The organism is Acinetobacter sp. V91_7 (assembly GCF_031799075.1).
In the GTDB taxonomy this organism is placed as follows: domain Bacteria; phylum Pseudomonadota; class Gammaproteobacteria; order Pseudomonadales; family Moraxellaceae; genus Acinetobacter; species Acinetobacter calcoaceticus.
Genome location: NZ_JAVQNT010000001.1, coordinates 1 through 14177, shown reverse-complemented (window position 1 = coordinate 14177; position 14177 = coordinate 1). Strand labels below are relative to the sequence as shown.

Annotated in this window: 16 protein-coding genes; 5 read left to right on the top strand and 11 right to left on the bottom strand. The window is 37.8% G+C overall.

Features of this window, described 5'->3' with window-relative positions; translation table 11 throughout:
- Positions 1 to 4: 4 nt before the first annotated feature.
- From RMB03_RS00080 to rplM, 3 genes are all read right to left on the bottom strand, one after another.
- Positions 5 to 658, bottom strand: a complete 654-nt coding sequence (locus RMB03_RS00080; RefSeq protein WP_311072945.1) for a glutathione S-transferase N-terminal domain-containing protein — start codon at positions 656 to 658, stop codon at positions 5 to 7.
- A gap of 174 nt (positions 659 to 832) precedes the next feature.
- Positions 833 to 1219: a 30S ribosomal protein S9 gene (gene rpsI, locus RMB03_RS00075; RefSeq protein WP_002048725.1), complete on the bottom strand. Its 387-nt coding sequence runs from the start codon at positions 1217 to 1219 to the stop codon at positions 833 to 835.
- A 12-nt stretch (positions 1220 to 1231) separates the two neighbouring features.
- A complete protein-coding gene (gene rplM / locus RMB03_RS00070; protein WP_003656097.1) occupies positions 1232 to 1660 on the bottom strand; it encodes a 50S ribosomal protein L13 in 429 nt (142 codons plus the stop codon).
- 588 nt (positions 1661 to 2248) lie between these two features.
- On the opposite strand from rplM, the gene pdxA reads away from it, so the two are divergent.
- From pdxA to RMB03_RS00055, 3 genes are read left to right on the top strand one after another with little or no spacing between them, the layout of a single operon-like run.
- Entirely contained in the window at positions 2249 to 3220 is a 972-nt protein-coding gene (gene pdxA / locus RMB03_RS00065) for a 4-hydroxythreonine-4-phosphate dehydrogenase PdxA (protein WP_311072942.1), read from the top strand.
- Between the two features lie 23 nt (positions 3221 to 3243).
- Positions 3244 to 4056, top strand: coding sequence for a 16S rRNA (adenine(1518)-N(6)/adenine(1519)-N(6))-dimethyltransferase RsmA (gene rsmA / locus RMB03_RS00060; protein WP_017391499.1), 813 nt, complete (start codon positions 3244 to 3246; stop codon positions 4054 to 4056).
- Positions 4057 to 4899, top strand: a complete 843-nt coding sequence (locus tag RMB03_RS00055) for a symmetrical bis(5'-nucleosyl)-tetraphosphatase (RefSeq protein WP_311072937.1) — start codon at positions 4057 to 4059, stop codon at positions 4897 to 4899.
- Between the two features lie 90 nt (positions 4900 to 4989).
- On the opposite strand, the gene RMB03_RS00050 is transcribed toward RMB03_RS00055, so the two are convergent.
- The 4 genes from RMB03_RS00050 to hflX all read right to left on the bottom strand — a co-directional run bounded on the left by RMB03_RS00050 (position 4990) and on the right by hflX (position 7949).
- Entirely contained in the window at positions 4990 to 5433 is a 444-nt protein-coding gene (locus RMB03_RS00050; RefSeq protein ID WP_035364711.1) for a DUF2147 domain-containing protein, read from the bottom strand.
- 82 nt (positions 5434 to 5515) lie between these two features.
- Positions 5516 to 6190 carry an LrgB family protein gene (locus RMB03_RS00045; protein ID WP_311072935.1) on the bottom strand — a complete coding sequence of 225 codons (675 nt, stop codon included), beginning with the start codon at positions 6188 to 6190 and terminating at the stop codon, positions 5516 to 5518.
- A gap of 10 nt (positions 6191 to 6200) precedes the next feature.
- Positions 6201 to 6572, bottom strand: a complete 372-nt coding sequence (locus RMB03_RS00040) for a hypothetical protein (protein ID WP_004638713.1) — start codon at positions 6570 to 6572, stop codon at positions 6201 to 6203.
- 33 nt (positions 6573 to 6605) lie between these two features.
- On the bottom strand, positions 6606 to 7949 hold the full coding sequence (hflX, locus tag RMB03_RS00035; protein ID WP_311072932.1) for a ribosome rescue GTPase HflX: 1344 nt from the start codon (positions 7947 to 7949) through the stop codon (positions 6606 to 6608).
- A 215-nt stretch (positions 7950 to 8164) separates the two neighbouring features.
- On the opposite strand from hflX, the gene RMB03_RS00030 reads away from it, so the two are divergent.
- A complete protein-coding gene (locus tag RMB03_RS00030) occupies positions 8165 to 8974 on the top strand; it encodes a 1-acyl-sn-glycerol-3-phosphate acyltransferase (protein ID WP_005043363.1) in 810 nt (269 codons plus the stop codon).
- Here RMB03_RS00030 and RMB03_RS00025 read toward each other — a convergent pair whose 3' ends face one another.
- Entirely contained in the window at positions 8975 to 10600 is a 1626-nt protein-coding gene (locus RMB03_RS00025; protein ID WP_311072928.1) for a phospholipase D family protein, read from the bottom strand. It lies immediately after the preceding gene.
- Between the two features lie 106 nt (positions 10601 to 10706).
- Between RMB03_RS00025 and RMB03_RS00020 the strand changes: the two genes are divergently transcribed.
- Positions 10707 to 11717, top strand: coding sequence for a metallophosphoesterase (locus RMB03_RS00020; RefSeq protein ID WP_311072927.1), 1011 nt, complete (start codon positions 10707 to 10709; stop codon positions 11715 to 11717).
- Positions 11718 to 11764: 47 nt separating this feature from the next.
- On the opposite strand, the gene RMB03_RS00015 is transcribed toward RMB03_RS00020, so the two are convergent.
- The 3 genes from RMB03_RS00015 to RMB03_RS00005 are packed head-to-tail and all read right to left on the bottom strand — an operon-like array spanning position 11765 to position 13991.
- Positions 11765 to 12244, bottom strand: a complete 480-nt coding sequence (locus RMB03_RS00015; RefSeq protein WP_004638723.1) for an OmpA family protein — start codon at positions 12242 to 12244, stop codon at positions 11765 to 11767.
- Between the two features lie 14 nt (positions 12245 to 12258).
- Entirely contained in the window at positions 12259 to 13482 is a 1224-nt protein-coding gene (locus tag RMB03_RS00010; RefSeq protein ID WP_005043367.1) for a diguanylate cyclase domain-containing protein, read from the bottom strand.
- A 5-nt stretch (positions 13483 to 13487) separates the two neighbouring features.
- Positions 13488 to 13991 carry a YfiR family protein gene (locus RMB03_RS00005; protein ID WP_003656067.1) on the bottom strand — a complete coding sequence of 168 codons (504 nt, stop codon included), beginning with the start codon at positions 13989 to 13991 and terminating at the stop codon, positions 13488 to 13490.
- Positions 13992 to 14177: the final 186 nt, after the last annotated feature.

Genomic DNA, 14177 nt, shown 5'->3' with positions numbered 1-14177 from the left:
CACACTATTCCATATTTAATAGTTCATTGTAACGGTTTTTCTCTTGAGCCGTCATTGATTTAGCAAAAGAAGGCCTCTCAAAGATACGTTTACAATACAAAAGTATCGGTCGGCAGTGCTGTCTCGGTAAATCGATTCCCATGCTGTTTAGCCTTAAGAAAATAGGGGCAAGCATACAGTCCAAGATTGTGAAATTTTCAGACATAAAATAGGGGAAATGCTGAAATAGGGGAGTAAGTGAAATTAAAGTTTCACGTAATTCTTTTTGAGCTTTTTGCTTTTGTTCGACATTTAAAGAATCAGCATGCTTTAACATCTGATCTGCTAATTTGAACCAGTCGTTTTCAAGTCTCCATATATATTGACGCTGCTCTGCACGCATCATTGGCGCATCTGCGTAAAGCTTACCTTGGCGATAACGATCATCTAAATATTCAGCAATAATAGGCGCTGAAAATAATTTAAGGTTTTGCTCGACCAACATCGGCAATTGGTTATAAGGATTTAAGCTTGCTAAATCTTCGTCTTCATGGTCAGTTACGATCAATTGATATTTGATTTGCTTTTCTGCTAATAAGAAACGAATCCAGTGAGAACGGAAATCATCAGCATGACTGTAAAGGGTAATCCCCTGAATAGAGGTGTTTTCGACCGACATATCACAAGACGACGTGGTTGAGTGAATCGATTAGGATACTAAAAATGCTCTAGGAAATCACGGTTCTAACGAGATAGTTTGTTTATATTTATAAGTTTGCATTTTATTGTTCTATTTTCATAATAAAAAAGCCTTGGAAAAATCCAAGGCTTTTTGTCCAACTCGATAAACGAATTAACGTTTAGAGAATTGAGGACGTTTACGAGCTTTACGTAAACCAAGTTTCTTACGTTCAACTTCACGAGCATCACGAGTAACGAAACCAGCTTGACGAAGAACAGGTTTTAAAGTTTCGTCAGCAGCGATAAGCGCACGAGTAATACCGTGACGGATCGCGCCAGCTTGACCACCAATACCACCACCTTTAACAGTGATGTAAAGGTCAAACTTTTCAGTAACTTCTAAAAGTTCTAAAGGTTGACGAACAACCATACGAGCAGTTTCACGACCGAAATATTGCTCTAAAGTACGGTTGTTAATAACGAGTTTGCCTGTACCAGCTGACAAGAAAACACGTGCAGTTGCGGTCTTACGGCGACCTGTACCATAATTAGTAGCCATGTGCTGTATCCCTTAGATGTCCAAAACTTGTGGCTGTTGAGCAGCATGCGGATGCTCAGTACCAGCGTACACTTTCATTTTTTTGATCATTGCATAACCAAGAGGACCTTTTGGTAACATGCCTTTAACTGCTTTTTCAAGAACAGCTTCAGGCTTGTGAGCAATTAACTTCTCGAAGTTAGTCTCACGGATACCACCAGGGAAACCAGTATGGCGATAATATTTCTTATCAAGTGCTTTTTTACCAGTCACTTGAACTTGTTCAGCATTAATCACAACGATGTAATCGCCAGTGTCAACGTGAGGAGTATAAGAAGTTTTGTGCTTACCGCGTAAACGACGAGCGATTTCAGTCGCAAGGCGACCTAAAGTTTTGCCAGAAGCATCAACAACATACCAGTCATGTTGAACTTCAGCTGGCTTAGCGCTGAGAGTTTTCATTAAACCACTACCTATTATAGTTGGTTTGGACTATGGAATCTGTCCAAACAAAAGGAGCCGAAATTCTAAACGAGATTACCTAAAATCACAAGAATAATTTGATGTAAGTTTCCTTGATCAATAAGTGGTTTATATTTTTAATTGAGGGATTTAATTTAAAATGAAAAACTACATTTTTTGATGTGCTATGTTGATACTGACCTGAATAAAGGGGGGGGGGACGTGTCCAAAATCATACAATTTTTTATGGGGTGGATGGCAATATTAGTTTGCTTGCATCTTATTCTTCTTAATGGATTTTGTCTTTATTATGGTTTTAGTGGGTTGGTTGGTGTGGCTTTGATCAGTCTTTATATGCATGCTACGCCGTTACCTTACATATTATATCTATTGGGTGGAATAGGATTTTGCTTTATTGCGCAAGAAAATTTTGTGCGAATCAATTGGCTTTTGGGCAAATGGTTAATGATCGTGGGATTATTGAGTTTGATAGCCATAATCGTATCTGAAATTGCTCATTGTTTTGGTTGGTTAGAGGCTAGATTTAGTCTTAATCATCGAATCCATAATATATAAATTGAGTTGAGTATGAGTCATCCTTTATATGTCACTTCCGGTGAGCCGGCTGGTATTGGTCCAGATATTTGCTTGAGCTTGGCTAAGCGAGTTGATGAACGCCCACTTGTTATTTTGGGTGACCGGAATCTATTAGAACAACGTGCCCAGAAACTCGGGATAGATATTCAATTTCTAGAATATACGGGACAAGCTGAATCGTCGTCTTCAGGTGAACTTTATATAGAGCATGTACCTTTAGAAACGGCGGTTGTTGATGGGCAATTAAACTCAGCTAATGCTGCTTATGTATTAGAACAATTACGCCGTTCAGCTGATTATGCAATGTCTGGTAAAAGTGTGGGTGTAGCCACTGCTCCTGTGCAAAAGTCGGTCATTAACGATGCAGGTATTTTGTTTAGTGGGCACACTGAATACTACCAAGAATTTGCAGGTGTAGAGCGTGTCGTTATGATGCTTGCGACTAAGACCTTACGTGTTGCTTTGGCTACTACACATTTGCCCTTAAGAGATGTTGCAGATGCAATTACCAAAGAGCGTTTGCATCAGGTCATTGATATTTTATTACATGATTTAAGAACTAAATTTAAGATTATGGATCCGCGCGTACTTGTTTGCGGATTAAATCCTCACGCGGGTGAAGATGGGTATTTGGGACGCGAAGAGATTGAGACCATTAATCCTGTACTTGAAAGTTATCGGAAGCAAGGGATTAAAATGAGTCTAAGCTTGCCTGCGGACACCTTGTTTACCCCTGAGCATCTTAAAAATGCTGATGCTGTACTTGCTATGTACCATGATCAAGGTCTACCTGTGTTAAAATCACAAGGGTTTGGTGAGGCCATCAATATTACATTGGGTTTGCCATTCATCCGAACTTCGGTCGATCATGGCACGGCATTGTCTTTGGCCGGGACCGGTTTGGCAAAAAGCTCAAGTTTAAATGTCGCTGTCGATTTAGCTTTATCTTTGGCAGCGAGCTAAATTTTTCATGTTGGAAATGTTCTATGTATCAAATTAATGCCCTAAACCCGAAAGATGAAGGGCATAAAGCTCGTAAACGTTTTGGTCAAAACTTCTTACATGATCAGCGAGTCATTGCCAAAATCGTGCGCTCGGTGAATCCGCGTGCGGGTGAAAATGTTGTCGAAATTGGACCTGGTTTGGCCGCATTAACATCTCCTTTAATTGGGGAATGTGATGCCTTAACAGTTGTTGAGCTAGATCGTGATTTAGCAGCAGGCTTACCAGAACGCGTTCCACATCCTGAACGTTTAACGATTATAGAAGCTGATGCATTAAAATATGATTTTAACGAACTGGTAAAAGATGGTCGACCATTGCGTGTGGTTGGTAATTTACCTTATAACATTTCAACCCCATTACTTTTTCATCTCTTGGAATTTGGCAGTAAAGTTAAAGATATGCACTTTATGCTCCAAAAAGAGGTGGTTGACCGTATTACGGCTGAGCCAAACACAAAAGAATATGGTCGCTTGTCGGTAATGATTCAGTATTATTGCCAACCAACGTTTTTATTTGAAGTGCCAGCTGGCGCATTTAACCCACCACCTAAAGTAACGAGTGCTGTTTTCCGCCTTGTTCCCTATGAACAAAAGCCAATTATTGCAAAAGATGAAAAAGCTTTAGCTCGGTTGGTTGGTCATGTATTTACCCAACGTCGTAAAACCCTAAGAAATAGTCTTAAAGGTATGATCGCTGAAGATGGCTTTGAAAAAGCAGGCGTTGATCCGATGGCTCGTCCTGAAACTTTAACACTGACTCAATTTGTTGCTTTAGCCGATCAAATGGTGGGATAAATGACTAAACGTTTTAATTATGTGATTGGCGATGTACAAGGGTGTTTTGAAGCTCTGAAAGCCTTACTTAAAGAAATACGTTTTGATCCAGACCAAGATTTTTTATGGTTTGCAGGTGATTTAGTCGCTCGTGGCGAAAACTCAGTGGGGGCTTTACGTTTTGTTAAAAAACTTGCTGACCGCGGCGCTGCTGAAACTGTGCTCGGAAACCATGACCTCACTTTAATTGCGTGTGCACGTGGTTTAAAAGAGATTAAAGAAAAAGATCGCACACAGGATGTTATTGATGCAATTGATGGCGATGAATTAATCGACTGGTTGCGTAAACAACCTTTATGCTTATTCCCAAACGAGCACACAATTCTTACTCATGCGGGCATACCTTGCATTTGGGATGCACAAAAAACTGCAACGCTAGCAAAAGAGGTTGAAGCAGTACTCTCACATGAAGATTTATCTGTATTGGATGCTTTTTTAGCAGAAATGTATGGTTCAAAACCCGATTTGTGGGAAGACAATTTAATTGGTTCAGCACGTTTACGTTGTATTACCAATTATTTGACTCGCATGCGTTTAACCAACGCAGAAGGAGCTTTAGAGTTCAGTTTTAAAGATGCTCTGGATGCGCCAATGCCAGAAGGCTATTTACCTTGGTTCGAATTTCCAAGTAAAGCTGCTCAGACTCATCAGATTATTTTTGGTCATTGGGCTGCCCTAGAAGGTAGAAGCATCAATGAGCAAATCCAGAATATTGATGGCGGCTGTGTTTGGGGACGAAAATTAATGGCTTATCGCCTTGAAGATAAAGAAATCTTTGCTGTCGATAATCCTGAGCGAATATAGGAAAAGCAATGCTTTTCATGAGCGCAAGACGAGGGTTGTACCCGAGTGAAAATAAAAAAGCCGCATAAGCGGCTTTTTTATTTTTAACTTTTATTCTACGCGTAACCAAATTTGGTTACGTCCCAAAGCAGAAATTCCTAGATATCCACGCATATGAAGACGTTTACCAGTTGCGCTAAGTTTTGCTTTAAGCCCATAAACTTTGCCCGTATTCGGATCTAGAATTTTCCCGCCTGTATAATTAAGCTCATCTGTCTTTTTTAAGCCAGTTGCAATATCCAAACCTAAAATGGGTTTATTGGTATAGGGCGCAGGGCAGTTATCACAAATCTCTTTAGGCGTATAACCAGGTCGTGGTGTAACTTTAACGATCTTTCCAGCATATGTCCCATTGGCTTCTTTTCGTATTTCTACCTGTGCTTTGGGTGCACCAGTCTTATCATCAATTGTTTGCCAAAGACCTGTAATGTCTGCTGCAAATGTAGCAGTATTGATCCCTAATAAGAGCAAAGCTCCAATAAAAATTTTCCCCATCATTAAAAATCCTTTTAACATTGAAAGGTCATCTTATTGTGAATTTATATACCGTTCAATGTTTATTTAATAGGCTTATTAATTATGGTGTTCCGAGTGACAACATTAATGTAGGTAGCCAAATCGCAGTAAATACGCCATTCAAAGCCATACCAAATGCAGCGTAGCGACCCGCAACTGGACCGCGTTGCCAAGCCTGAGCTGTTCCTATGGCATGCGCAGCTAAACCTAAGGCTAAGCCTGATGCTCTTTCATCATGAATATGCTTGAGTAAAAATGGTGAAAAAGCCGCTCCAATAACCCCAGATAAAATAACAATAAGGGTCACCAGCGTTTCAGGAGCATGCAATAACGTTGCGATATTCAGAGCGATTGGGGTGGTTACCGCACGTGTTGCAAATGCAATAATAGTGGGTTCCGACATATGTAACAAATAAGCGAGGCCCATAGGTAGGGCAACGGCGCTTATACTTGCAAAACATAAAATCCCAATAACCGATTTAATTGGAAGGTCATCGTAACGCATTGCAGCTAAAGGAATTGCTAAGGCTACAGTCACATACCCCAATAAATGGCTAAATAACTCATTCACATAAAGACGATATTGTTCATAAGGGACTTGTAAAACTGAAAGTAAGGCAATGACAATGAACATGCCGAAAACTAAAAGTGGAACTTGCGGAAAACGTCGGTTTAAAGGTTTTGCACAGAGATAACCAATTAATGTGATTAAAAAACCGTAAAAAATCGTAAACATTTTATTCTCCTTATAACCAACGTTTTGCCATTTTTGCATAGACCCACAAAGGTATAAGGGTGCTGACTACTAAAACAAAAAGGAATAGTGGAATTTCTTTACCCATATGCACCAACATAATTAAAGAGCCAGCACAAACGGGTAAAAAGGCAAATCCACTTTCTTTCATAATTTTATTATTCGTATCGACTATCCGGAGAGGGATTTTTTTGAACTTTCTCCAGATAATCAAAATAGTGAGTAAGCTGATTAAGCCAACGAGATTCCCCAATTCTGGATGACCAAAAGCACGCATGACGATGACAGAGCCTTCACGAAAACCAATAATGAGTAGTAAAGTTGCTACCCATGCTGTCCAGTCTATACTTTTGATCTTATCCATATTTTTTATCTCTAAAAGTTTACTTATCAAGTTTTAACTGATCTGACCCTTGATTTCAAACTCCTCCAAGGGACGGCTAAATTGACTAGCACGTTCTCCCAAGATTTCCTCTAAGGGCAGTTTTGCTTGGCGAATAAGCTTTTCTAACTTATGTGGGGCAATGCGTACATCAATATGCAATAAGCCCGCATCATCATAGTGTTCAGACTGAATCACATTTAAAGCATAAAGTTGGGTGCGCAATTTGCCATAAGCAGGTTTAAGAATCAGTGAAAAATGTTGAATTTGACCCATTAAACATTCTTGCACTGCTTGTTGAAGTAAGTCTAGCCCAAGGCCAGCATGAGCCGAAACATAAACTCGATCTGGTACATGTGGCTCGGCATAAATGATTTTGGCTTCTTCACCACTTAAGTCAATTTTGTTGTACACCCGAAGTACGGGAGCATCAGCACCAATGTCCTTTAATACGCTTTCAACCGCTTCAATTTGGTCAAGCATGTCATGGCTACTACTATCAATAACATGCAGTAAAAGGGTCGCTTCTAGTGTTTCTTCAAGTGTTGCTTTAAATGATTCAACCAAATCATGCTGTAAGTTTCGTACAAAACCTACTGTATCTGCTAACACAACAGTACCGATACCATCCCAGTCTAAACGGCGTAGGGTTGGATCGAGTGTTGCAAATAGTTGATCAGCTGCGTAGACATCACTTTTCGCTAAAATATTAAATAGAGTTGATTTGCCCGCATTGGTATAACCAACTAGCGATACAGTTGGAATGGCTGCCTTTTGTCTTGCAGCACGCCCTTGTATACGGGTTTGATGTACTTTTTCTAATTTATCTTTTAATTGGGCAATACGTACACGAATGAGGCGACGGTCTGTTTCCAGTTGTGTTTCACCAGGACCACGTAAGCCAATACCACCTTTTTGTTGTTCAAAGTCTGCTGACCAACCGCGAATAAGACGCGTAGATAAATGTTTAAGCTGAGCAAGTTCGACTTGTAATTTACCTTCATGCGTACGAGCACGTAACGCAAAAATATCTAGAATTAAGCCAGTACGGTCAATGACTCGGCATTTTAATATTCTTTCTAAATTTCGTTCTTGAGCGGGTGACAAAGCATGATCAAAAATTACCAGACTTGCTTCTAGTTCCTGAACTCGCTCTGCAATTTCTTCGACTTTTCCTGAGCCAATAAAAAACTTAGGATTGGGTTTATTTCGCTGAACCTTAATATGTTCAAGGATATCTGCACCAGCAGACTGTGCAAGTAGAGCAAACTCTTCGGCATCCAGATCATCTAATAATTGTACAGAAACACTCACTAAAATTGTGCGTTCACCGCCTTGATGCCGATCAACATATTCCACGTGGCTATAAATCCTGAAAATGGGAAAACTTTATTCTAGATGAAACTTAAGCAAAAGGGGAAAGCGTTTGTTCTTATCCTTTAGATTAGTTAAATGTAGTTAGAGATGTTTGAATTTATTTTATTTCCCGTTCTCTATCATCAATGCAAGTTTATTCTGAAACGTATAGAATGCTCGAAATGGGTATAACAATGATTGATCGTTAGTGAAATTTTATGGCTCAAACGCAAAGTATAGTTAATTCAACGTTAAAGAAATTATCAAAAATAGGTTTATACGGAAAAAAAGTCACTTCTGCCACGGCTGCAATTAGTGAAGGTTTTTATTTAGTTTATCGACATGGCCTTTATAAAGATCCTAATAATCCGGTCAATACACGCTATGTTCAATATTTTTGCCGCCGTTTATGTCAGGTTTTTAACTTAGATGTAGAAGTACATGGAACAATTCCTCGAGAACCTGCTCTTTGGGTAAGTAATCATATTTCCTGGCTAGATGTTGCTGTTTTAGGTTCAGGTGCTCGAGTTTTCTTCCTTGCTAAAGCTGAAATTGAAAATTGGCCTATTTTCGGGAATTTAGCTAAAGGTGGTGGAACTTTATTTATTAAGCGTGGGTCTGGGGACTCCGTTAGAATCCGTGAGCAAATTACCGAATTTTTAAAACAAAATATTCCTGTACTATTTTTCCCTGAAGCGACTACCACCGATGGGCATTCTGTTAAGAAAGTACATGGCCGTTTACTCGGGGCTGCTATTGAGGCTCAACGTCCAGTACAGGTATGTTTAATTTGTTATGTAAACCGTTATGGACAATTAGATACAGTTGCTCCATTCATTGGTGAGATGTCATTTGCCGAACATATTCAACGCGTACTTGAAATGCCGAAAGTAACAGCTCATTTGTTAACTTTGCCACCAATTTCAGTGGAAGGGCATGATGTGAAAAGTTTAACGAATGAAGTTCAAGAAAAAATGGTAGAAGGATTGGCTCAACTACATCAAAAAGTACTTAAGCCAAAAAATTAATTACATGAATCCTTCGATTGGCAGCCATGAAAGAAACTTTATGCCTGCCTTTTGCCACCATTTCATCTCGGGTTCTTGTTTATAAATTAAGGGACCATGTGAAGTCTCTTGCTGCCAATAAATATGATTATTAGCGTCGAGCTTTAGCTTATAAGCAAATTTGTTTAAATTTTCATCCATCGTGTGGTGAATGGTCTTAGCCAATGATGGACTATCCAAAATTACGCCAATTTCAGTATTCAAATAAGCTGAGCGTGGATCAAAATTAAATGAACCAATAAAAACCTGCTCATCTAATGCCATAAGTTTTGTATGCAAACTTGAACGGCTTAATCCTTTCATATTCACTTTCGCTTTAGTGGCAAGTTCATCTGTATTTTTATTTAAATCTCTTTTATCTGGTGTCGGTAAAAACTCATAAAGTTGTACGCCGTTTTTAAGAAGTTCTTTACGGTACTTTCCATAAAAGGCATGAACGACAGCAACGTCATTCGCTTTAAACGAGTTAGTTAAAACTCGGACTTCAACGCCTTCTTTAGCAAGAGTACTTAAAATCTTAGCACCTTGTTTTTCAGGAATAAAATAAGCTGAAATTAAATCAACATTACTTTCCGGTTTTTCCAGATGGTTAATTAACTGGAAATTAAGGTGTTCTTCTTTTTTAGCCTTTGATTTGATTTTATCAGGCGAGTCTTTTACGACTTCGGCTTTGACCCAGTCGAATTGAATATTGCGATTTAACCATTCATCAAATGCATGTGATTTTGCGGTTAAGTTTAGAAAGTTTTGAACTGTCGCCTGTTGGTAGTGAGCTTCGAGTTGCTCTTTTAATCCTTCATAACGTAGACGATGTTGCTCTGGACTTACGATACTTTGAACTGAATATGCATATTCATGATTCCAGTAGTCATCAAACGAATTCACAATATCATCAACAGCAGCACCAACTAACATTACATCGACATCAGAGAATTGATAACTATCACTTACATTGTAATATTGATTTGTCATGTTTCGTCCGCCAATAAGAGCAACCTCATTGTCGGCAATAAAACTTTTATTATGCATACGACGATTGATACGTTTTAAATCAAGAACCATATCCATCGCGCGATATTTACGAAAACGGTATGGGTTAAAAAGCTTAACTTCAATATTTTTATGCTGAGAAAGGGCAAGCAAAATCCCTTCTATTTTTTTTGCATTATTGTCATCAATAAGAAGTCGGACTTTTACCCCGCGATCAGCTGCCCGAATAATCGCGTGTAACGCTAAAGCACCAACTTTGTCATTGTCCCAAATATAATATTGTAAATCTAATGTCTTTTCGGCTTTATCAATTAATCTTAGGCGGGCTGCTAGAGCCTCCAACGGATCATTTAATACGTGAAAACCCGTTAGTTTTGGGTTTTGCTGACGTAAGGGAGTAATCAGTTTGGCAAGTGAGGTCTCAGAAGTATCAATATCTTTTGCATATTGTACTGGTTCAACACCATGTTTTGGCAGAGTACTACATCCTGTCAAACCCACAGCAAAACTAGAACATAGGACTATAGAGGCTTTTATCAAAAAGCCTTTAGCTTGTTGATTCGTTTGAAGCTGTTTGGAATGAATGGATTGTGCCATAATCAGTACATACGATAACGTGAGCTAGAGTATAATTCGTGCATATTGAAAGATAAATATTGAATTTGATTACTAGCAATCAATATAAGATAAGTCGAGAGTCGTAATGTGGAATCCAAATTCAATTATTTTTTGTTTTTACTTTATATTTTCAATACTTGCTTTATGGGGGATTTCTGAAGCTTGGATTCACCAATCTCGGACCGAGACTATTCATCCATTTAAAGCTTTTGTCCATTTACTCGCATTCTATCTTTCTTATCTACTTATTCCTCTCTGGTTTTTTAACTTATACGCTGCTTGGACTGGTTACTATTCAATTCATCAAGGTATTTTCATCTTTTTCTTAAGTGGCGTTTTAATTTATGCCCGATTTATTGAACCTCATCTAGTACGTGTCGATACACATCAATATCGGTTAAATCCAGATCGAAGTTTTAATAAACCTGTAAAAGTAGCGTTAATTGCTGATTTACATATTGGTTTATTTTCAGGGCATGAGCGCCAGCTAAAAATAATAGTTAAAAAATTAAATGAACAGCAACCTGATTTAGTGGTTGTGGCAGGTGACTGGACATATGAGCCGGAAAATAGACTAATTCAAGAATTGAGTGTTTTAAAAGAAATTCAGGCACCTGTTTACTCCGTTCCTGGAAACCATGATGAGCAATATCCAGGACCACCTATCCAACAATTATTAAAAGATGCCTTGTTCTATAATGAAGTTGTCGATATTGAAGGCAAAATAGTTGATTTTGAAGAATTCCGTTTGATTGGTATTGGTGATCTCTGGGCTGGAAAAACCGACATGCGTGCGATGCCAGATTTACCACAAGACAAGCCTTGGTTAATTCTTTCTCATAATCCCGATACGGTAGACATGGTGCCTAAATTGCCGAATCGACCATTAATGTTATCTGGGCATACACATGGAGGGCAGGTTGAGCTTCCATGGCTTACCACCTATATTATGAAAAAAGTGTCAATTTTAGGTCATAAACGTGGATTTTACTCTCACGAACATGCCGATGTTTTTGTGACAGTTGGCACAGGAATGGTTGGAATCCCTTTACGTTTTAGAGTACCGCCAACAATTGATATTATTGAATTAGTTTAAAATAAAAAAGCCAATCACAGAGGATTGGCTTTTTTATAAATTGAAAATTATGGAATAACAACAATAGCAACACGTCGGTTAATCGCACGATTTTCATTGGTTGTATTTGGAACATAGGGCTGCGTTGAACCGCGACCAATCACATAGATATTTTCTTGCTTAAACCCGCGAGCTAAGAAAAGGTTTGCCACACTTTGTGCGCGCTCTTCTGACAGCTTTTGATTATAAGCAGCATCGCCAACATCATCAGTATGACCAACAATTTTCAATTTATTCAGATCATATTTATTCAATTGAGATGCTAGACGCACTAACTCAGCTTCATGGCTCTGTTTTAACTCTGCATTATTAAAGTCAAACAATAAACGTTCTGGTAAACCTAAAGTCCATCCTTCATTTGTAAGCACAAAACCTTCTTTTTTGAGCAATTTTACCTGACGATATTTTAATGGCCCAAAACTCAGGCACCCTGCAAGAGTAATGCATAGCAATGCAATAAAGGAGAGTTTTAAAGATCTTGTATTCATAGATTAGCCTAAATTTAATTTTCAGGTTTATAGATAAACCAGCGTTCATCCGAATTTTTAGCCTTATACATTGCCTGATCTGCTTGCATAATGAAATCTTCGGGGCTAGATGCAAATTGTGATAAAGCAATACCTACACTAAAACTGAAGTAAATGGTTTGACCATTCAGATGTAAAGGTTCTTTACAGCTTTCGAGTAAATTTTCAGCAATAGATATTAAATGATCAGCATGACTAATGGAATGCAAAATGACAGCAAATTCGTCGCCACCTAAACGCGCAATAAAATCTTGATGACGTAAACGGGTTTGCAAACGATTCGCCATTTCTTTTAAAACTTCATCACCAGCCAAATGTCCAAACTGGTCATTAATCGCTTTGAAGTTATTGTTATCTATAAATAATAAAGCAGACTTATTATCAAATCCCTTATCTTCAAACATATCTAAAAGAATTTGATAAAAATAATGTCTATTAGGTAATAAGGTGAGCTGATCGTGATGAGCCTGAAATGACAATTTACGATTTTCTTTTTGTAATTGATTGTCCCATATCTGAATTTCTTCAAGTAACTCATTAAAAACAGTATTTAAATCTTGAAATTCTTTAATTCGATTATAAGGGAACCGAAGATTATAAGCTTTTTGCTCACTTACAATTTGAGCAATATTGGTAAGTGGATAAATAGCCTGCATAATTTGGCGATAAGTTAGATTTACTGACCACCACAAAGCGCAAACAATAAACAACATCGCAATTGCGAGCCCTACCATAATCATTTTTAGGAACTGCAATATTTTTTCTGAACTACCAAACAGGGTTAATTCACCTACATTTTGTTCGTGATGATAAATTGTAAGATGAACGGGTTCATTTAAAAACCAATGATCAAACCAACCCTCTAAAATTGAAGTCTGACTTGATAATTTAAAACTTTGTGCAATTAAATGATGTTCTGAATCATAAATATGAATAGTACGGATTGAATGATCATTCGTATATTCATTCAAAATTTGCTCTATCGTAATTTTGTCATTAAATACAACTGCTGGTTGAATACGTTCGAGCAGGGTATGGCTGAGCAATTGTAAATTTTGCTTGGCATAGGTTTCCATTGTAAAAACAGAAATCGATACAAAGGTAAAAGAACAAATAAAGAACGTAATTGCAAAAATCGTAAATTGAGACTTTCTAAATAAAGCATGCAATGAAGTGGACTGATACAACTTAGATATCATAATCCTTACTCCGCATTCTTAGCCAAGAGTAATACTCTCGGATCAATATGAACTTTGGAGTGACTTAACGCATCTAAGTTAACTTTAAAGGTAGTGTAATTATTTTGATTATATAAACAAAAGATACTTCCTATTTCACAGTCTGAATTATTGATGCTTAAAGAAAGTAAAGAACGATAAGGATAATTCTGAATAAGGCTTTGTTGTTGCTGTGGCGAAGTAGTAGAGAAATAAACAGCCTGACAATGTGACCGTGCAAAATCTTTCGCGTTTACAGTTTGAACACGATAATTATAAGACATTTGCTGGATATAAGATTGAAAGGTAGATGTAATAGAGGGATTATCAATAACACAAAGAGTAGGAGTATTTACATTTTCCCATTTACTGTAGCTTAGAATAGATAAAGTAAGCACATAAAAGTTATGTTTTGAATTGGCATAACAAGGCCCACTCGTAGCAAACACTACAAGTATGCAAACAAATACTTTCTTAGCGAACTGCCACATGGTGAGTTAATGCCAAACTATTGCACGAATAATCTATTCTACATGAAGTTGATAAAGTAAAAAAAGTTTAATATCTCATCTAATGTTGACTGAAATGCCTAAAAAAAAGGCATATATATCACTTTTTTCGTAAAATAGTAGAAAAAAGCGGCACTCAAAAGAAAAAGGCTGAAATACCCCTTGCAA

Coding starts and splice junctions, on each gene's coding strand:
- RMB03_RS00010 (WP_005043367.1), bottom strand. CDS start 13,482: ATGATATCTAAGTTGTATCAGTCCACTTCATTGCATGCTTTATTTAGA.
- RMB03_RS00040 (WP_004638713.1), bottom strand. CDS start 6,572: ATGGATAAGATCAAAAGTATAGACTGGACAGCATGGGTAGCAACTTTA.
- rpsI (WP_002048725.1), bottom strand. CDS start 1,219: ATGGCTACTAATTATGGTACAGGTCGCCGTAAGACCGCAACTGCACGT.
- pdxA (WP_311072942.1), top strand. CDS start 2,249: ATGAGTCATCCTTTATATGTCACTTCCGGTGAGCCGGCTGGTATTGGT.
- RMB03_RS00080 (WP_311072945.1), bottom strand. CDS start 658: ATGTCGGTCGAAAACACCTCTATTCAGGGGATTACCCTTTACAGTCAT.
- rsmA (WP_017391499.1), top strand. CDS start 3,244: ATGTATCAAATTAATGCCCTAAACCCGAAAGATGAAGGGCATAAAGCT.
- RMB03_RS00045 (WP_311072935.1), bottom strand. CDS start 6,190: ATGTTTACGATTTTTTACGGTTTTTTAATCACATTAATTGGTTATCTC.
- rplM (WP_003656097.1), bottom strand. CDS start 1,660: ATGAAAACTCTCAGCGCTAAGCCAGCTGAAGTTCAACATGACTGGTAT.
- RMB03_RS00055 (WP_311072937.1), top strand. CDS start 4,057: ATGACTAAACGTTTTAATTATGTGATTGGCGATGTACAAGGGTGTTTT.
- RMB03_RS00025 (WP_311072928.1), bottom strand. CDS start 10,600: ATGGCACAATCCATTCATTCCAAACAGCTTCAAACGAATCAACAAGCT.
- RMB03_RS00050 (WP_035364711.1), bottom strand. CDS start 5,433: ATGGGGAAAATTTTTATTGGAGCTTTGCTCTTATTAGGGATCAATACT.
- RMB03_RS00015 (WP_004638723.1), bottom strand. CDS start 12,244: ATGAATACAAGATCTTTAAAACTCTCCTTTATTGCATTGCTATGCATT.
- RMB03_RS00020 (WP_311072927.1), top strand. CDS start 10,707: ATGTGGAATCCAAATTCAATTATTTTTTGTTTTTACTTTATATTTTCA.
- RMB03_RS00030 (WP_005043363.1), top strand. CDS start 8,165: ATGGCTCAAACGCAAAGTATAGTTAATTCAACGTTAAAGAAATTATCA.
- RMB03_RS00005 (WP_003656067.1), bottom strand. CDS start 13,991: ATGTGGCAGTTCGCTAAGAAAGTATTTGTTTGCATACTTGTAGTGTTT.